At 66.8% G+C, this 18,022-nt stretch carries 14 protein-coding genes; 6 read left to right on the forward strand and 8 right to left on the reverse strand.

Going from position 1 to position 18,022, the window contains the following annotated elements; all coding sequences use genetic code 11:
- Positions 1-25 precede the first annotated feature (25 nt).
- Genes CHB74_RS05500 through CHB74_RS05510 form a run of 3 tightly spaced genes read left to right on the forward strand, consistent with a single transcriptional unit; the run spans position 26 to position 3,878 of the window.
- Entirely contained in the window at positions 26-1,276 is a 1,251-nt protein-coding gene (locus tag CHB74_RS05500) for an MFS transporter (protein WP_089218625.1), read from the forward strand.
- A complete protein-coding gene (locus tag CHB74_RS05505; RefSeq protein ID WP_089218626.1) occupies positions 1,273-2,607 on the forward strand; it encodes an MFS transporter in 1,335 nt (444 codons plus the stop codon). The genes CHB74_RS05500 and CHB74_RS05505 overlap by 4 nt, the downstream gene beginning before the upstream one ends.
- The gene (locus CHB74_RS05510; protein WP_089218627.1) at positions 2,604-3,878 is read left to right on the forward strand and encodes a mechanosensitive ion channel family protein; all 1,275 of its coding nucleotides are present in this window, start codon (positions 2,604-2,606) and stop codon (positions 3,876-3,878) included. The genes CHB74_RS05505 and CHB74_RS05510 overlap by 4 nt, the downstream gene beginning before the upstream one ends.
- Positions 3,879-3,893: 15 nt before the next feature.
- Here CHB74_RS05510 and CHB74_RS05515 read toward each other — a convergent pair whose 3' ends face one another.
- The 8 genes from CHB74_RS05515 to CHB74_RS05550 form a co-directional block, all read right to left on the reverse strand.
- Positions 3,894-5,267: an alginate export family protein gene (locus CHB74_RS05515; protein WP_089218628.1), complete on the reverse strand. Its 1,374-nt coding sequence runs from the start codon at positions 5,265-5,267 to the stop codon at positions 3,894-3,896.
- Positions 5,264-6,841, reverse strand: coding sequence for an MFS transporter (locus tag CHB74_RS05520; protein WP_089218629.1), 1,578 nt, complete (start codon positions 6,839-6,841; stop codon positions 5,264-5,266). The genes CHB74_RS05515 and CHB74_RS05520 overlap by 4 nt, the downstream gene beginning before the upstream one ends.
- Entirely contained in the window at positions 6,838-7,248 is a 411-nt protein-coding gene (locus tag CHB74_RS05525; RefSeq protein ID WP_089218630.1) for a DoxX family protein, read from the reverse strand. Before CHB74_RS05525 ends, CHB74_RS05520 begins: the two co-directional genes overlap by 4 nt.
- Before the next feature lie 3 nt (positions 7,249-7,251).
- Positions 7,252-9,192, reverse strand: a complete 1,941-nt coding sequence (locus tag CHB74_RS05530) for an amidohydrolase (protein WP_089218631.1) — start codon at positions 9,190-9,192, stop codon at positions 7,252-7,254.
- Positions 9,189-9,482 (reverse strand): XapX domain-containing protein, encoded by a 294-nt coding sequence (locus tag CHB74_RS05535; protein ID WP_089218632.1) that lies wholly within the window; start codon positions 9,480-9,482, stop codon positions 9,189-9,191. Before CHB74_RS05535 ends, CHB74_RS05530 begins: the two co-directional genes overlap by 4 nt.
- A gap of 37 nt (positions 9,483-9,519) precedes the next feature.
- A complete protein-coding gene (locus CHB74_RS05540; RefSeq protein WP_089218633.1) occupies positions 9,520-10,200 on the reverse strand; it encodes a hydrolase in 681 nt (226 codons plus the stop codon).
- Between the two features lie 14 nt (positions 10,201-10,214).
- Positions 10,215-11,051: an alpha/beta fold hydrolase gene (locus CHB74_RS05545; protein ID WP_089218634.1), complete on the reverse strand. Its 837-nt coding sequence runs from the start codon at positions 11,049-11,051 to the stop codon at positions 10,215-10,217.
- An 87-nt stretch (positions 11,052-11,138) separates the two neighbouring features.
- Positions 11,139-11,489, reverse strand: coding sequence for a hypothetical protein (locus CHB74_RS05550; RefSeq protein WP_089218635.1), 351 nt, complete (start codon positions 11,487-11,489; stop codon positions 11,139-11,141).
- A 187-nt stretch (positions 11,490-11,676) separates the two neighbouring features.
- Between CHB74_RS05550 and CHB74_RS05555 the strand changes: the two genes are divergently transcribed.
- From CHB74_RS05555 to katG, 3 genes are all read left to right on the forward strand, one after another.
- A complete protein-coding gene (locus CHB74_RS05555) occupies positions 11,677-14,694 on the forward strand; it encodes a sensor histidine kinase (RefSeq protein WP_179220732.1) in 3,018 nt (1,005 codons plus the stop codon).
- A gap of 3 nt (positions 14,695-14,697) precedes the next feature.
- On the forward strand, positions 14,698-15,336 hold the full coding sequence (locus tag CHB74_RS05560) for a response regulator (RefSeq protein ID WP_089218726.1): 639 nt from the start codon (positions 14,698-14,700) through the stop codon (positions 15,334-15,336).
- Positions 15,337-15,616: 280 nt separating this feature from the next.
- Positions 15,617-17,860: a catalase/peroxidase HPI gene (gene katG / locus CHB74_RS05565; RefSeq protein ID WP_089218637.1), complete on the forward strand. Its 2,244-nt coding sequence runs from the start codon at positions 15,617-15,619 to the stop codon at positions 17,858-17,860.
- Positions 17,861-18,022: the final 162 nt, after the last annotated feature.

Consider the following 18,022-nt stretch of genomic DNA (forward strand, 5'->3'; position numbering starts at 1 on the left):
CACCGCCGCCCCTATCCCGTCCCTTATGCTGTCGGCCGTCCAACCCGTCCAAAGCCTGCTGCTCGCCATCTTCATGCTGATGGCGGGCAGCGGCTTTCTAGCAACGCTGATCAGCCTGCGGCTGGAGCGCGCGGGCAACAGCACGATGATGATCGGCGCGGTTGCCACCTGCTATTTCGCGGGGCTGGTGATCGGCGCGCTGCGGGCGGGCGGCATCGTCCGCCGGGTCGGGCATATCCGCGCCTTCGCCGCCTTCGTCGCGCTGCTTTCGGCGAGCACCCTGTCTTATGTGCTGCTCGATCGTCCATTGCTGTGGGCGATGCTGCGGCTGATCGACGGCGTCTGCGTGGCGGGCGTGTTCGTGTGCCTCGAAAGCTGGCTCAACGACCGCGCCGACGCGCACAGCCGGGGCAGCGTGCTCGCCGCATATATGGTCGCGCTCTATTCCGGCCAGGCGATCGGGCAATTGCTGCTGGGCGCCAGCGGCAGCCTGCCGGCCATCCCCTTCCAGATCGCGTCCATCCTGATTTCGCTGGCGATCATCCCCTTGTGCCTGACCCGCAGCGCCGCCCCCGCCCCCGGCGAAGCCAGCGCCTTTTCGATCCGCGCGCTGCTCGCCGCTTCGCCGCTCGGCGTCGCCGGCGCGGTGGCCACGGGGTTGATGCTGGGGGCCTTTTACGGGCTGGCCGCCGTCCATGTCCGCCGGCTCGGCCTCGATCTGCCGCGCACCGCGCATTTCATGACGATCGTCATCCTGGGCGGCGTCGCATTGCAATGGCCGCTGGGCCGCCTTTCCGATCTCTATGATCGCCGCCGCGTGATCGTGCTGAGCTTCGCTGCGACGCTGGTTGTGAGCCTGCTGCTGGCGTTGCTGACGGAAGGCGGCCTGACGCTGCTGGCGCTCGGCGCGCTGTTCGGCGGGTTGAGCTTCGCGCTCTATCCGCTCTGCGTCGCCCATTGCAACGATCGGCTGCTCGCCGCCGAACGCGTCGCCGCAAGCGGGCGATTGGTGCTGCTTTATTCGGTGGGTGCGGCGATCGGCCCGGTCGGCGCGGCCTTCGCCATGACGGTGGCGGGCACCGGCGGGCTTTTCCTGTTCATCGCATTATGCGCCGGCGCGGCGCTGGGCTTCGGCCTGTGGCGGCAGACCGCCACGGACGCGGTGCCGCCCGCCGACCAGCAGGACTTCCAGATCGTGCCGCGCACCACGCCGATGGCATCGCTGCTCGATCCCAACACGCCCGACGGCGATCCGCCCGCAGGACAAGCCACATGACCGCTCTCGCCCGCTCCCCCGCCGCCACGCCACGGCCCGCGACCGACCATGCCACGCTGCGCCGGGCGATCACGGCATCCGCGCTGGGCAACGCCACCGAATGGTTCGATTACGGGATCTACGCTTATGGCGTGACCTATATCTCGGCGGCTCTGTTTCCCGGCGACGTCGACGATGCGGTGCTGTTCGCGCTGGCGACCTTTGCCATTTCATTTCTCGTCCGGCCGCTCGGCGGCCTGTTCTGGGGGCCGATGGGCGATCGGCTGGGCCGCAAATCGGTGCTCGCGCTCACCATCCTGCTGATGTCCGGCGCCACCTTATGCGTCGGGCTGATCCCCGATTATGCCAGCATCGGCATGTGGGCGCCGATCCTGCTGATCCTGCTGCGCATGGTGCAGGGCTTTTCGACCGGCGGAGAATATGGCGGCGCGGCCACCTTCATGGCCGAATATGCCCCCGACGACCGGCGCGGCTTTTACGGCAGCTTCCTCGAATTCGGCACGCTGGCGGGTTTCTCGCTCGGTGCGCTGCTGATGCTGGGTTTCTCGCTGCTGCTGGGTGACGCCGCGATGCACCAATGGGGCTGGCGCATTCCCTTTCTGGTCGCCGCGCCGATGGGGCTGATCGGCATGTATCTGCGCGCGCGGATGGAGGACACGCCCGTCTTTCTGGACCAGCACAAGACAGGCACGGCGAGCCCGTCGCTCGCTTTGCTGGTGCAACGCCACTGGCGCCCGCTGCTCGTCGTCGGCGGGCTGGTCGTGGCGCTCAACGTCGTCAACTATACGCTGCTCAGCTACATGCCGACCTATTTGCAACGGCGCATCGGCCTTTCGGCGGACGAGGCGCTGATCGTGCCGATCATCGGCATGCTGTTCATGATGGCGCTGCTGCCCTTTGCCGGCGCCCTTTCCGATCGGATCGGCCGCCGGCCGATGTGGCGATGGTCGCTGATCGGGCTGATCGTCGCGGTCGTCCCGCTCTACATGCTGATGGCGACGGGGCTGCCCGGCGCGATCGCCGCCTTCATCCTGCTCGGCCTGCTTTATGTGCCGCAGCTAGCGACGATCTCCGCCACCTTCCCGGCCCTGTTCCCGACGTCGGTGCGCTTCGCGGGTTTCGCCATCGCCTACAATGTCTCGACCTCGATCTTCGGGGGCACGGCACCCGCGATCGGCAGCGGGCTGATCACCATCACCGGCAATGAACTGATGCCGGCCTTCTACATGATGCTGGCCTGCATGATCGGGCTGGCGGCGCTGCGCTTCATGCCGGAAACCGCCGGCCGTTCGCTGCGTGACGATCCCTTCGCGACGGAGACGCGGCCATGATTCCCGGTTTCGATACGGCATCCCACGGCATCGACGCGCTGGTCGGCGCCGATAGCCTGCAACCCTGGATGCAGGCGGGGATCGCCATCCTGCTGCTCGCCACGATCAGCTGGATCGCCAACTGGATCGCCAAGCGGATCGTGCTCGGCCTGATCCTGCGCGTGCTGGGCCACCTGCCCTTCGACATCCGGGCAAGCCATATCGGCGCGATCGTCGCGCGCCTGTCGAACATCGTGCCGGCGCTGGTGATCCAGATCGGCATCGGCGCGGTGCCCCATCTGCCGGCCTGGGCGGCCGGCTTCGTGCAAAGCCTGTGCGCCGCGTTCATCATCCTGACGATCGCGATCGCACTGAGTGGCGGGCTCAACCTGCTCAACGAACTTTACCAACGGCGCCCCGATGCGGTGAGCCGTCCGATCAAGGGCTATGTGCAGGTCGGCAAGCTCTTGGTCTATGCCGCGGCCGCGATCCTGATCATCGCCGCGCTGATGGATCAATCGCCGCTGCTGCTGCTTTCCGGGCTGGGCGCGATGGCGGCGGTGCTGATGCTGGTGTTCAAGGATACCATCCTGTCGCTCGTCGCATCGGTGCAGATCGGTTCGAACGACATGGTGCGCGTTGGCGACTGGATCGAGATGCCGCAGCTCAACGCCGATGGCGACGTGATCGACATCGCGCTCCACACGGTGAAGATCCAGAATTTCGACAAGACAATCACCACCATCCCCACCCACCGGCTGATCACCGAAAGTTTCCGCAACTGGCGCGGCATGGCGGAATCGGGCGGGCGACGGATCAAGCGATCACTGATGATCGACCAGAACAGCGTGCAGTTCCTTTCGGACGACGCCACGGCCAGCCTGTCGCGCTTCGGCCTGCTGCGCGATTATCTGGAAACGAAGCAGAACGACATTCGCAGCTGGAACGGGCGCAAAGCCGGGTGCCACATCGTCGATCGTCGGCGATTGACCAATATCGGCACCTTCCGCGCCTATGTGCTCGCTTATCTGCAGGCCCGACCGGACATTGCCGACGACAAGACATTGCTGGTCCGCCAGCTCGCCCCCGGCGAATATGGCCTGCCGCTGGAAATCTATGCCTTTGCGACGACGACCGCCTGGTCCGATTATGAGGGCATTCAGGCGGACATCTTCGATCATCTGATCGCCATCCTGCCCGAATTCGGCCTGCGCCTGTTTCAACGACCCACCGGCCTCGACATGTGGGCGCTGACGGAAGCGCCATCCGCGCTGGCCAGCGTGGGACGGTAGCCGGAGGGCGCGGGCTCAGAAGCGATACATGACCTCCAGCCCGGCCATGCGGATCGTTTTGGCCGGGCCGGTTTCGGCTATGAACGCGCCCGGCCGGAAGATCGACAGCGATCCCGCGAAGGACAATGTTTCGTTGGCCTGCCATTCGATCAGCGCCTCTGCCTGCGTGCCGATGAAGCGCGCGCGGGAGCCGTTGGGCGCGCGGATCAACTGGCCGGGAATATCATAGATCCCATCGCCCCGGCGCGCGCGCCAATAGGCTACCGCCGACAGCTCGACCGCCACGCCATGGCCGAGATCGGCATCGAGGCTGGGGTGCAGGTTGATGATGTTATAGGGGCCGATGGGCGAGAGTTCGCCGAAATATTTGCCCTTGGGGAACATCGGATTGAACGTGCCGAGCACATCATCGGCGGGGTCGCCGTCCCCGCTCGCGATATTGGCGCGCAGCCGGAAACGCGGCTGCAACGGGGCCCTGACGAAGCGGTAGGCGGTTTCGGTCGCCACCGTCCAGGCGCGGATATCCGCGTTGCCGAAATGCCCGCGCTGGAGCACCGCTTCCCAGTTCCACGCCCAATCGCCCCGCTTGCCGAACAGGCGGAGGCCGATGCTGCGGCGATGTTCCGGCGCCACCCCCTGCACGAAGCGCGCGGCGCGGTTGCGATAATCCAGCATGTAAATGTCGAGCCCGGTGACACCGGCGATGCTGGTGGTCGCATAAACGCCGGTCAGCCGCTTCACGTCCGACGTCTCGTCGTCGAAATCCCCCCGGCCGATCGCCACCGGCCGCAGGCGGATCAGATCGATCCGGGTGTCGCCGGACTGGAGAATGCCGCGCACCCCATCGAAGGGTTGGGGAATATTGGGGCCGTAACGCAGGCCGACCAGCCGTTCGGAACCGAGCGCGACCAGTTCGCGCCCGCCACGCAGTGTCAGCCCGCCACGATCGCCGATCGGCAGGCGCAGGTCGCCAAAGCCCTGCAACAGATCCAGCCCGGTTTCGTCGGCTGGCCCCGCGCCGCCCGCCACGCCGCGCGCAAAACCGGCGATAAGCTGGACGAAGCCCCGCGCCGGGCCGGCATGCACGTCGACATGCGGCATCAGGCGCAGCCAGAGATAGCCGTCGTCGGGCGCGTCGGCCCCGCCCCAGAGGTTGTTGTCGAACCCTTCGTAGCGCGCACGCGCCTCCAGCCCGGCGCTGACATAGGCATCGCCCGCACCATCGAGCGGCTGATATTTGGCCGCCTGCCACCAATGATCCCGCTGCTGCCGATCGCGCAGGACCGTCCAGTCCTCGTCATAGCGCCAGTTGAGCTGATCGACCTGGGCGGCCGCCGCGCGGGGCAACAGCAACGCGACGATGAAGGCGAGGATCGCCCGCCCGATCATGCCGGCTGGATCAGGTGGCGCACCAATGGCGGCTCGGGGCCGAGATGGAAGGCGTTTACCACCGCCTGATTTTCGCGATCGGCATGGGTGACGCGTTCATGCTGGCGCAGATGTTCCAGCCAACTGGCCAGCATGAAGCTTTCGACGATCACGTCGGGCGTCGCGGCGTCCTGCAGCAGATGCCACTGGATCGCGCCATCGCGCCGGCGAATCCGCCGCATGTCCTGCATCGCCGCGAGGAATTCCGCCGTACGTGCCGGATCGATGCGATATTCGATCGTCACCATCACCGGGCCGCGATCGGCCGGCGCATCGCCCGCGACGATCGGCGCTGGCCAATGGAGCGAGGGTGAGAGATCGAGCGCGGCTTCCGCACCCAGCCGAAAGCGAAAGCCGAGCAGAGGTAGCACCGCAGCCATGCCGATCGCGGCGACCATCAGCGTCGCCGGAATGCCGATCTTGCCGGCCAGCGCACCCCAGAGCATCGAGCCCGCCGTCATCGCGCCCTGGAAAGTTACGAGATAGATAGCGAGCGCCCGGGCCTTCACCCAGGCCGGGGCCGACATCTGCGCCGCGCCGTTGAGCGAGGACATCATGGCGATCCACGCGAGGCCGGCGACGGCCAGCGCGGCGCCCGCCGCGACGAAGCCGCCCGCATGGCCCAGGCCGAACATCGCCGCCGCGAAAAGCAGCGAACCGCCGGCCGTGATGCCGTTGGCGGAAACATGGCCGCGCAGCCGGGGCAAGAGCACCGCGCCCGCCACCGCCCCCAGCCCCATCAATGTCAGCAACCCGCCATAAGCGGCCGGGCCAAGCCCCAGTTCGCGGCGGCCAATGATCGGCAGCAAGGCCCACAAGGCGCTTGCGAACAGGAAAAAACCGATGCTGCGGACAAGCACCACCTGCAGTGCCGGTGCCCGCGCCGCATAACGCGCGCCTGCCCGCAGCGCGCCCAGAAAATGTTCGGCCGGCAGGCCCGATCCGGCCGGTTGCCGGCGCCAGCGGGCAAGGACGAGCAGGACGCCGAGGCCGGACACCGCATTGAGCGCGAACACCGCCGCCGGCCCCGCCAGCGCGATCACCAGCCCGCCGAGCGCGGGGCCGATGGCGCGCGCGATGTTGATGCCCAGGCTGTTGAGCGCCACCGCCTGCTGGAGTGCCGCGCGCGGCACCAGTTCCGGCACGATGGCCTGAAAGGCGGGGGCGGACAGCGCCGCCCCGCAGGCGATGGCGCAGGTAAAGCTCAGCAGCAGCACGGGCGTTACCCCTCCACTGAAGGTCGTCACCGCAAGCAAAGCAGTGGCCAGCAGCGCAAACAATTGCGCGCCCATCAGCAGCCTGCGCCGATCGACGATATCGGCCAGCGCGCCACCGGGCAGCGCCAGCAGGAACATCGGGAGCGTGGTTGCCGCCTGCACCAGCGCCACCATCAGCGGCTCGGCCGACAGCGAGGTCATCAGCCAGCCGGCGCCGACATCGTGCATCCAGGTGCCGACATTGGAGACGATGGTCGCGACCCACAACGCCCGGAACACCCGGCTGGCGAGTGGCGACGGGGTGGCCTCTTCCGTCATGCTTCGCGCCGTTCGGCCAGGATCGCGGCCAGCATCAGCCCCCCGATCAGCCCGGCATGTTCAATGAAGATATTCCGTTCGTGAAAGCGCGCCACCGGATCGGCGATGCGCCAGAAGGGATGCGCGATCAGCGTTGCCGCCGCCGTAAAGACGCCCAATGCCCCTGCCCCCAGCCAGCCCGAACGCCGCAGCAGGAGCAGCGCCGACCCGCCGATCTGGACCAGGATCGTGGCGGCGACGACCAGCCAGCCGGGTTCCAATCCGAAATGGCGCGCTTCGCCCAGCGCGCCCGGCAGATCGGCAAGCTTGGCCAAGCCGCTGCTCCAGTAAGGCAGCGTGAGCAGCGCGATCGCGCCCGTGGCGAACCGGCGTTCCTGCAGTAGCCGGGCAATGGATTGCGGCGTCATGGTTCAGACCGCCCAGCAACCGCAGCCCAGTGCTCCCCAGAACGTCTGGACATCGGCGGTCGGCACATTCGCACCCAATGCCGCCGCATGATCGTGCCCGTGGACGTTGCAGGCGCTGGCGCAACCGCAGGCGGATGCCATCTTTGCCGCCTGTTCCGGCCGCCGGTAATAGCCGCCGAACGTGGCAACGGGCGACCAATCGGGCATGGGCTTCGGCAGCGCAGGCCCAAGCGCCGCGAAATCGCCCTCCCCATGGACGATCTTGCCGCCGAGCAAGGTGAGCACCGCGTTCAGATGCGCGATCTCGTCTTCCGGCACGGTGAAATAATCGTCCGAAAGCAGCGCAAGATCGGCCAGTTGCCCAACCTTGATCTGGCCTTTCTTGCCCTGTTCGTTGGAAAACCAGGTGTTCGCCTCGGTCCACAGCCGCAACGCCGTCTCGCGATCGAGGCGATTGGCCTGCGGGTAGAGCCGGAGGCCGCCCACCGTTCGCGACGTTACCAGCCAGGACAGCGAGACCCATGGATTGTAGCTGGCGACACGCGTCGCATCGGTGCCGGCGCCCACCGGCAGGCCGGCCGCCATCATCCGCTTGATCGGCGGCGTCCGCTCTGCGGCCTTCGCCCCATAACGCTCGACGAAATATTCGCCCTGGTAGGCCATGCGGTGCTGGACCGCGATGCCGCCGCCCAGCGCCGCGATCCGATCGATATTGCGGTCGCTGATCGTTTCGGCATGGTCGAAGAACCAGTGCAGCCCATCGAAGGGCATGTCGCGGTTGACCTTTTCGAACACGTCCAGCGCGCGGCCGATCGTTTCGTCATAGGTGGCGTGCAATCGCCACGGCCAGCGGTTTTCCACCAGCAGCCGCACTACCGGTTCCAGATCGCCTTCCATATTTGGTGGCATGTCCGGCCGCGCGACGCGGAAATCCTCGAAATCGGCAGCGGAATAGACCAGCATCTCGCCCGCGCCATTGTGGCGATAGCTGTCGTCGCCGTCGCCGGGCTTCACCGCCTTCGCCCAACCGGCGAAATCGGCGAGCTCCTCCTTCGGCTTCTGGGTGAACAGATTGTAGCTGATCCGTAACGTCAGCTCGCCGTCGGCGTGCAGCTTCTCGATAATCGCATAATCGTCCGGGTAATTTTGATAGCCGCCGCCGGCGTCGATCACGCCGGTGACGCCCAGCCGGTTCATTTCGCGCATGAAGTGGCGGGTGGAATTGACCTGATACTCGGGCGGCAGCTTCGGCCCCTTGGCCAGCGTCGCATACAGGATCGTCGCATTGGGCTGGGCGAGCAGCAGGCCGGTGGGATTGCCCTTGGCATCGCGCACGATTTCGCCGCCCGGCGGGTTCGGCGTGTCCCTGGTATAGCCCACCGCCCTGAGCGCGGCGCCATTCAGCAGCGCGCGATCATAAAGGTGGAGGATGAAGACGGGCGTAGCGGGCGCGACGGCATTCAGTTCGTCGATGGTCGGCAGCCGCTTTTCGGCGAACTGGTGTTCGGTGAAACCGCCGACGACGCGCACCCATTGCGGCGCGGGTGTCCTGTCCACCTGCCGCTTCAGCATCGCCATCGCTTCGGCAAGGCTGGGCACGCCATCCCAGCGCAGTTCCATATTGTAGTTCAGGCCACCGCGAATGATGTGCATGTGGCTGTCGATCAGGCCCGGAATCATGCGCCGCCCGCGCGCGTCGACCACCGTCGCATCGGGTGCCGCCGCCGCGCGGACTTCGCCTTCATCGCCCACCGCCAGGAATTTGCCGTCGCGGATCGCGAACGCCTGCGCCTGCGGATTCGCCCGGTCGAGCGTGGTGATCCTGGCGTTGATAAGGATCAGATCGGTCATCGGCGCGGCATGTCCTTTGGCGGCAAGTAGCGGTGCGGTGATCGCAGTCGCGGCGGCGCCGGCGATGGTCTGGCGGCGATCGAGCCGGATCATGACTGCGCCCCCCGTTCAACGGCTTCGGCGCCAGCGCATGGGCTGCCCGCCGATGGCAGCTGGCCCAGCACATGTTCGGCGCAATCATTGCGGATGAAGGCGGCGGCGACCTCGCGTCCCTGCATCAACCGCTTGGCAACCGGCACCAATTGTTCGCCGACGAGGATGCCGAGCAGGCCGACCAGCGCCACCACCGGCGGCGCGGGCGAGCGGACGTTGAGGAAACCGTAGATCCCGCCGACGAGAAGCCCCACGCCGAGCGCGACCAGATAGGATTTGAAGTCAGCCATAAACGGCCTCCGTCATGCGCCCGCGCGGGGCTGGCGATCAGGCCGGAACGGGATCGAGCCGCGGCCCGTGGACCACGCGCTCCTGCGCGCCATGGACCATCGTATAGGCATAATCGACGCCCATGCCGTAGGCGCCGCTATGTTCGCGCACGACCGCCATGACCGCGTCATAGCTGTCCTTGCGCGCCCAATCGCGCTGCCATTCCAGCATCACCTGCTGCCAGGTGACCGGCACGACGCCCACCTGGATCATCCGCTGCATCGCATAATCATGCGCAGCCTGGCTGGTGCCGCCGGACGCGTCCTCGACCATGTAGATTTCATATCCGCCCTCCAGCATGGCGGACAGCGCGAAGCTGTTGTTGCACACCTCGGTCCACAGGCCGGAAACGACCAGCTTCTTGCGGCCGTTGCCGGCCAGCGCATCGCGCACCTTCTGGTCATCCCAGCTGTTCATCGACGTCCGTTCAAGGATCGGGTGATCGGGGAAAACCGCGAGCAGTTCGGGATAAGTGTGGCCGGAAAAGCCGAGCGTCTCGACGGTCGTGATCGTCGTCGGGATGCCGAACAGCTTCGCCGCCTTGGCCAGCGCGACGACATTGTTCTTCAGGGCCTGCCGGTCGATCGACTGGACGCCGAACGCCATCTGGGGCTGCTGATCGATGAAGATCAGCTGGCAATTGGCGGGCAAGAGCAGTTCGAGCCTGGGATCGGTCATGTCGTTGTTCCTGTTCAGGACTTGATGAAGGCGAGAAGGTCGGCGTTGATGATCTCGGGATGCGTGGTGCACATGCCGTGCGGCAGGCCCTTGTAGGTCTTGAGCGTACCGTGCTTGAGCAGCGCGGCAGCGAGCGGCGCGGAATCGGCGTAGGGGACGATCTGATCGTCATCGCCGTGCATCACCAGCGTCGGCACCGTGATCGCCTTCAGATCCTCGGTGAAGTCGGTTTCCGAAAAGGCCTTGATGCAATCATAATGGGCCTTCGCGCCGCCCATCATGCCCTGCCGCCACCAATTTTCGATGACGCCCTGGCTCACCTGGGCCCCGGGGCGGTTGAAGCCGTAGAACGGCCCCGACGGCACATCGAGGAAGAACTGGGCACGGTTGGCGACCAGCGCGGCGCGGAAACCATCGAACACCTCGATCGGCAAGCCGCCGGGATTGGCCGGCGTCTTCAGCATGATCGGCGGCACCGCGCCGATCAGCACGGCTTTGGCAACGCGCCCCGGCGTGGCCCGCGCCACATAGCGCGCAACCTCGCCACCGCCGGTTGAATGGCCGATATGGACGGCGCCCTTCAGGTCGAGAAGATCGGTCAGCGCCGCGACATCGGCGGCATAGGTGTCCATCTCGTTGCCCAGATCGGTCTGGGTCGATCGGCCGTGGCCACGCCGGTCATGGGCGATGACGCGATATCCCTGCAGCAGGAAGAACATCATCTGATTGTCCCAGTCGTCCGCCGACAGCGGCCAGCCATGGTGAAAGACGATGGGCGGCGCGGACTTGGGGCCCCAATCCTTGTAGAAGATGGCGACGCCGTCGCGGGTGGTGACGAAATCCTGGCTCATCGAAGCATCTCCTTGCTGAAGCCGGCGCGGCCGGCCTGCCCGTCATGTGCGTTCCATTGCGGCGCCACCGGCCTTCGCCCCGGCGCCCTAATCAAGCGTGATCACCCGGCGGCCGAACCGCCGCGCGTCGATCGAATATCCCCCCGCCCCGATCATCGAGAGCGCGAGCGCGGCGATGCCGTGCAACCCCACGGCAAGCCCCGCCGTTCCACCGATCTCCGCGCCGATCAGCCCGGCCGCGACAAGGCCGGCGAGGCCTGCGGCGCGGGTCAGCACGCCCAGGATCAGCGCCGCCGCCACCAGTAAGACGGGCGCCTCGATCCAGGGCACGGCGCTGATGGCCGCCCCTGCCGCAAGCGCGGCCGCGACCGAGCAGCGGAGGAGCAAAAGCGCCCATCCCACCGTGCCTGTCGGATATTGGAAGAAGCTCTTCGTCACGCATCAAGGCTATGGAGGTCGCCCCGCCTTCGCCACGCCGGATGGTGTAGGCGCGCGATCCCCCTTTCGGGTTTGCGCGAGGCCAGCCGCCGATGCATCGCCGCGTCCAATCGACACGAAGCGGGAGGAAAAGTAGGACAAGGCGATGGGTGGAGGCGGACGATCATGCCTGGGGGCGATCAGCGGGATGATCGGCGCGTCGCTGCTTCTGGCGGGCACGCCGGCGCATGCCCTCGACCCCGCGCGCGGCATCGGCCAGCTTCATCATAGCGCGTGGACCATCGCTGACGGCGCGCCCCCCGATATCTGGGCGCTGGCGCAATCGAGCGACGGCTATCTCTGGCTGGGCACGGGCGCCGGCCTCTATCGCTTCGATGGCGTGCGGTTCGAAAAATTCCGGCCGCTGGCGGGCGATCGCCTGCCATCGGCCAACGTCAACGCGCTGTTCGCCGATGTCCGTGGCGATCTGTGGATCGGTTTCGAAGCGGGCCAGATATCGCGCCTGCGGCGCGGGCGGCTGAAAACATTCACGCCCGGCGCACCCGGCGTATCGGTGCTCCAGATCGCGGGCGACAGGAACGGCGGCGTCTGGGCGGCGCTGGCCGGTCGGCAGGGCGGGCTTGCGCATTTTTCAGACGATCGCTGGACCGTCGTCGGCGCGAACGCCGGCCTTCCGCCCGGCAGCGTTTCCAGCGTCCTCGCCGCGCATGACGGCGCGATCTGGGCGGCGACGGGCGGCTGGCTGTGGGTGCGCCGGCCGGGCGCGCCGCGCTTCGAGCGGACGGCCGAGGCAATATCCCAGCGCGCGCGCATCGTTCAGGCGCGCGACGGGCGCATCTGGCTGTCCCCCGGCGCGCCCCACCCCATCCATGCCATCGCCGAACACCTGCAACCACGCGGAACGGGCCGCGCGGGGATCGGGCCGGTGCCGCCCGCCATCGAACCCAGCGGCGAAAAGATTCTCATCGATCGTGACAATGTGCTGTGGGGCGCGCGCAGCAAGGGCGGAATCTTCCGCATCGGCAGCGCGAAGCCGTCTGCGCACCGCGATCCTGTCGAACGTTTCACGCTGAGCGAAGGGCTGAGTTCCAACATCGCCAATCCGCTGCTGGAGGATCGCGAAGGCAATATCTGGATCGGCACCAATCTCGGCCTCGATCGCTTTCGCGAGGCGAATGCCGTCGCCGCGCCCGGCCTGCCGCCGACATCGCGACAGGGCTTCCAGATCGCGGCCGAACGGGATGGCGCCGTCTATGTGCTGACCGGCGACACCCTGTTTCGCGCTTATGCCGATCGGCCGGCGGATGCGATCGCACGGTTTGACGCTATTCCACGGTCGCTCCACGTCGATCGTTCCGGCATGGTCTGGGCCGGTTTCGAACATGGCATCGCCCAGCTCGACAGCGCCCGTTTCCAGCCGGTGGCATTGCCCGGCGGCGCCAAAGGCGGTGTCGCCGGCTGGATCGAACTGGCCGATGGGCGGCTTTGCGCCTCCATGCCCGGTCAGGGCGTCTTCTGCCGGCACGGCGCCACATGGTCGCGCGCGCCAGCGCCGCTCGGCACGCTAAGCGAAGCGCCGGTGCAGATGGCGGCCGACAGCAAGCACCGTCTCTGGCTGAATTATGAAGACCACCTGCTGATGATCGATGGCGCGCGCCAGACGCGCTTCGCCCGGCGTGAGGGGCTGGACGTGGGCGGTGTCGAGCTGATCGCCGCGATCGGCGACGACATCTACGCGCTGGGCGATTTCGGCCTTGCACGATTCGACGGCAACCGCTTTCGCACATTGCGATCGGAACGCCATCCGCTGTTGAGCCGTCTGTCGGGCATCAGCCGGGGCGTGGACGGCGCCCTATGGCTGAACGGGATCGAGGGTGTCGTGCGCATCGAATCCGCCGCCCTTGCCGCCGCCTTCGCCGATCCCGCCCGCCCGCTGCGCGCGACGCTGCTCGATCTGGATGACGGGCTGCCCGGCGTGGCCCAGCAGGATGCCAATACGCCAACCGCGCTCACCACGAAGGACGGCCGGCTCTGGCTGGTCACCAGCCATGGCATCGCGTGGATCGATCCGCGCCGGCTGATGCGCAATCCCCTGCCGCCGCCGGTATCGATCACCCGGCTCGTCGCGGCTGGCCGGGCCTATCCGGCCTCCGCCATGATCGCGCTGCCGGCCGGCACGCGGAGCCTGCAGATCGACTATACGGCGCTCAGCCTGTCGATCCCCGAACGCGTCCGCTTCCGCTACCAGCTCGAAACGGTCGACGGCGGATGGGTCGATCCCGGCCAGAGGCGGCAGGCCTTCTATACCGGCCTCGGCCCGGGCCAATATCGCTTCCGCGTCCTTGCCGCGAACAATGACGGTGTCTGGAACAGACGAGGCGCGACGCTCGATTTCGTCATTCCGCCCACCTTCGGCCAGAGCATGTGGTTCAAGATCATCATCGCCGGCCTGCTGCTCGCCGCCGGCTGGCTGCTCTATTCGCTGCGCATGCGCCAGTTGGCGTCGCGCATTCGCGGACAGCTGGAGGAGCGCCTGCGCGAACGCGAACGCATCGCCCGCGAACTCCACGATACATTGCTGCAGGGCTTTCAGGGTCTCGTCTATCGCTTCCAGTCCGCGATCGACCGGCTTCCGCCATCGAGCGCGGCGCGGACCGATCTGGAGCAGGCGCTGGACCTCGCCGATGCCGCCTTGGCCGACGGGCGCGACCGGGTTCGCGATCTGCGCAGCGGCAGCGATGACGACGATCTGGCCCAGCATTTCGCGAACACCGCCGCGCAAAGCGGGTCGCCGGGGGCATCGGCCTTCCGGGTCATCACCGAAGGACAGCCGCGCACCCTCCACCCCGTCGTGCGCGCGGAAATCACCGGCATCGGCGACGAGGCGATCCTCAACGCGATCCGCCATGCGCGGGCGACGAAGATCGAGGTGAACATCGTCTATCATGCCCGCGAACTGCTGTTGCAGATTGCCGACAACGGCATTGGCATCAGTGCCGATATGATCGCCGGCGGCCGCCGCAACCATTTCGGCATGACCGGAATGCGCGAACGGGCGGCGGTGATCCGCGCCGATTTCTCGATCGCCAGCCGGCCGGGCGGCGGGACGCAGGTAACGCTCACCGTGCCGGCGTCGATCGCTTATGGTGCGGAACGACGCCCGCGAAAGGGCCTGTTCCGGCGATGGATGCCGGGTGAGGATTGATTGATGCTGCCGCCGACCTCCATCGCCCCGATCCGCCTGATGACGGTGGATGATCATCCGCTGCTGCGCGATGGCCTTGCCGCGCTGATCCGCCCGCAGCCCGATATCGAGCTGATCGCCGAAGCGGCCGACGGCAAAGAAGCGCTCGATCATTTCCGCCGTTTCCGGCCCGACGTGACGTTGATGGACCTGCAAATGCCCGATGGCGGCGGCCATGAAGCGATCCGGGCGATCCGGGCCGAGTTCGCCACCGCACGCATCATCGTGCTCACCACCTATGCCGACGAGGCCAAGGCGGTCCGCGCGCTCAAGGCCGGGGCGGTCGGCTATCTGCTGAAAAATGCGGTGCGGCGCGAACTGCTCGATACGATCCGCGCGGTGCATGCCGGGCAGCGGCGGATTCCGCCGGAGATCGCCTGCAAGATCGCCGCGCATATCGGCGACGAGGAACTGAGCGAGCGCGAAATTTCCGTCCTGCAACTCGCGGCCGGGGGCAACGCCAACAAGCAGATCGCGTGGCAGCTTTCGATATCCGAGGACACCGTGAAGGCGCATATGAAAAGCATCTTCGCCAAGCTGGAAGCATCCGATCGCACGCACGCCGTGGCGATCGCGGCAAGGCGGGGCTTCATCGAGATCTAGGCGGGCGGCACGGCGCCAAACGCACCGGCGCGCCGGCCCCGCTTCAGGCTTGCGGTGACACGCCTGCCCGGCTTAAGCTCGCCCCGCGCCCGCGCGTGGCGCCCGACAAGCCGGAATGTCCTTTGGGAGCGCCGTCGATTGTCACACGATCATGATTGGATTTCCTTGTCGCCGTGATCGGAATTTTTGCTGGCTGCGCCCATGATTTGATCGAACGCATGTCATCTTCGGCCGTTGGATAGGCATTATAAACATCCATCGTTGCGCAAGGAGAGAGCATATGGACCAGAAGACCTCAGGTTGCCCGGTAACCGGCAGCCCATTGTCCGACCCGGCGCTGGAATCCGAGGCTCTGCGGTCCCTGCTGGGGCGGACCAATCGCGATTGGTGGCCCAACCAGCTTTCGCTCGACATCCTGCAACAGGGTGGCGCCAGCCCGAGCCCGATGGATGCGGACTTCAATTATCGCAAGGCGTTCCTCGCCCTCGATCTCGCAGCGCTGAAGGCGGACCTGACGGCGCTGATGACCGACAGCCAGCCCTGGTGGCCGGCGGATTACGGCCATTACGGCCCGTTCTTCATCCGCATGGCCTGGCACAGCGCGGGCACCTATCGCACCGGCGACGGGCGCGGCGGCGCGGGTTCCGGCAACCAGCGCTTCGCGCCGCTCAATTCCTGGCCGGACAATGCCAATCTCGACAAGGCACGCCGCCTGCTCTGGCCGATCAAGCAGAAATATGGCCAGCAGCTTTCCTGGGCCGACCTTCTGATCCTGGCCGGGAACGTCGCGATCGAATCCATGGGCGGCCCGATTTTCGGCTTCGGCGGCGGCCGCGAGGATATCTTCGAACCCGAGAAGGACGTCTATTGGGGCACTGAAACGACCTGGGTGGGCGAGGAAGGCAACAAGACCCGCCTGACCGACGATCCCGGCAATGTCTTCGAAAACCCCCTCGCCGCCATCCAGATGGGGCTGATCTACGTCAATCCCGAGGGACGCGGCGGCAATTGCGATCCGGTGCAGTCCGCCAAGGATATTCGCGAAACCTTCGCCCGCATGGCGATGAACGATGAAGAGACGGTGGCGCTGACCGCCGGCGGCCATACGTTCGGCAAATGCCATGGCGCGGGCGACGCCTCGCTCGTCGGCTCCGAACCCGAAGGCGCGGACATCGCGATGCAGGGCCTTGGCTGGCAGAGCGGGCACAAGAGCGGCTTTGGCGACGACACCATCACCAGCGGGCTCGAAGGCTCCTGGTCGCCTACGCCGACGACCTGGAACATGAACTATTTCCGGATGCTGCTCGACTATGACTATGAACTGGTGACGAGCCCCGCCGGCGCGCGCCAGTGGCAGCCGGTCAACCAGAAGCCGGAAGACATGGCGCCGGCCGCGCACGATCCGTCGAAGCGGGTGCCGACGATGATGACGACGGCCGACATGGCGCTCAAGGTCGACCCGGATTATCGCAAGGTGTCCGAACACTTTCGCGACAATCCCGACGCATTCGCCGATGCCTTCGCCCGCGCCTGGTTCAAGCTGACGCACCGCGACATGGGGCCGAAGGTCCGATATCTGGGCGCCGATGTTCCGGCCGAGGACCTGATCTGGCAGGATCCGCTGCCCAAGGCCGACTATCCGGCCATCGACGATGCGGATGTTGCCGCGCTCAAGGGCAAGATCCTCGCCAGCGGCCTCTCCGTTTCCCAACTCGTCAAGGCGGCGTGGGCATCGGCCGCCACCTATCGCGGATCGGACCATCGCGGCGGCGCCAACGGCGCGCGTGTTCGGCTGGCCCCGCAGAAGGACTGGGCGGTCAACGATCCCGCCGAACTGGCGACGGTCCTGTCCAAGCTGGGCGAGATCAAGGCCGAGTTCGACGGCGCCGCCAAGGGCAAGAAGGTGTCGCTGGCCGACCTCATCGTGCTGGGTGGCAGCGCCGCGATCGAGAAGGCGGCGGCGGACGCCGGTTCGCGCATCACCGTGCCGTTCGCGGCCGGGCGCGTGGACACGACCGATGCGCTGACCGATGCCGCCAGCTTCGATCCGCTTGAGCCGCGGGCCGATGGCTTCCGCAACTATCTGCAGGTGCGGTTCAACGTGCCGACCGAGGAACTCCTGGTCGATCGGGCCCAGCTGCTCGGGCTCAGCGCGCCGGAGATGACCGTGCTCGTCGGCGGCCTGCGGGTGCTGGGCGCCAATGCGGGCGGATCGCCGCATGGCGTGCTGACCAAGCGCGCGGGCCAGTTGACCAACGACTTCTTCGTCAACCTGCTCGACATGAACACGGCGTGGAAACAGGTCGATGACAGTGCCGACGAAGTCTATGCCGGCAGCGACCGGGCGACAGGCGCCCAGAAATGGACCGCCACCCGCACCGACCTTGCCTTCGGATCGAATTCGCAATTGCGGGCGCTGTCCGAAGTCTATGCGGGCGCCGACGCGGGCGAGAAGTTCGTGCGCGACTTCGTGGCCGCCTGGACCAAGGTGATGAACGCCGACCGGTTCGACCTGCAGGCGTGACGGCACGAGGCCCAGCCGAAAGGCTGGGCCTCACGACGCGCGCGCCACGCCGGGCGCGGAGAACCATGTCGATGATCCCGCGATTGCCGACCGATGGGGACGGGATGTGCCACCCTTCCCGCCGCTGAGCATGCGACAAAGGCGAGCGGGACAAGGCGTGTA

The organism is Edaphosphingomonas laterariae (genome assembly GCF_900188165.1).
In the GTDB taxonomy this organism is placed as follows: Bacteria; Pseudomonadota; Alphaproteobacteria; order Sphingomonadales; family Sphingomonadaceae; genus Sphingomonas_E; species Sphingomonas_E laterariae.

Bases quoted from the DNA above. Each gene is read 5' to 3' on its own strand.
- CHB74_RS05500 (WP_089218625.1), top strand. From the start codon at position 26: ATGCTGTCGGCCGTCCAACCCGTCCAAAGCCTGCTGCTCGCCATCTTC.
- CHB74_RS05505 (WP_089218626.1), top strand. From the start codon at position 1,273: ATGACCGCTCTCGCCCGCTCCCCCGCCGCCACGCCACGGCCCGCGACC.
- CHB74_RS05510 (WP_089218627.1), top strand. From the start codon at position 2,604: ATGATTCCCGGTTTCGATACGGCATCCCACGGCATCGACGCGCTGGTC.
- CHB74_RS05515 (WP_089218628.1), bottom strand. From the start codon at position 5,267: ATGATCGGGCGGGCGATCCTCGCCTTCATCGTCGCGTTGCTGTTGCCC.
- CHB74_RS05520 (WP_089218629.1), bottom strand. From the start codon at position 6,841: ATGACGGAAGAGGCCACCCCGTCGCCACTCGCCAGCCGGGTGTTCCGG.
- CHB74_RS05525 (WP_089218630.1), bottom strand. From the start codon at position 7,248: ATGACGCCGCAATCCATTGCCCGGCTACTGCAGGAACGCCGGTTCGCC.
- CHB74_RS05530 (WP_089218631.1), bottom strand. From the start codon at position 9,192: ATGATCCGGCTCGATCGCCGCCAGACCATCGCCGGCGCCGCCGCGACT.
- CHB74_RS05535 (WP_089218632.1), bottom strand. From the start codon at position 9,482: ATGGCTGACTTCAAATCCTATCTGGTCGCGCTCGGCGTGGGGCTTCTC.
- CHB74_RS05540 (WP_089218633.1), bottom strand. From the start codon at position 10,200: ATGACCGATCCCAGGCTCGAACTGCTCTTGCCCGCCAATTGCCAGCTG.
- CHB74_RS05545 (WP_089218634.1), bottom strand. From the start codon at position 11,051: ATGAGCCAGGATTTCGTCACCACCCGCGACGGCGTCGCCATCTTCTAC.
- CHB74_RS05555 (WP_179220732.1), top strand. From the start codon at position 11,677: ATGATCGGCGCGTCGCTGCTTCTGGCGGGCACGCCGGCGCATGCCCTC.
- CHB74_RS05560 (WP_089218726.1), top strand. From the start codon at position 14,698: ATGCTGCCGCCGACCTCCATCGCCCCGATCCGCCTGATGACGGTGGAT.
- katG (WP_089218637.1), top strand. From the start codon at position 15,617: ATGGACCAGAAGACCTCAGGTTGCCCGGTAACCGGCAGCCCATTGTCC.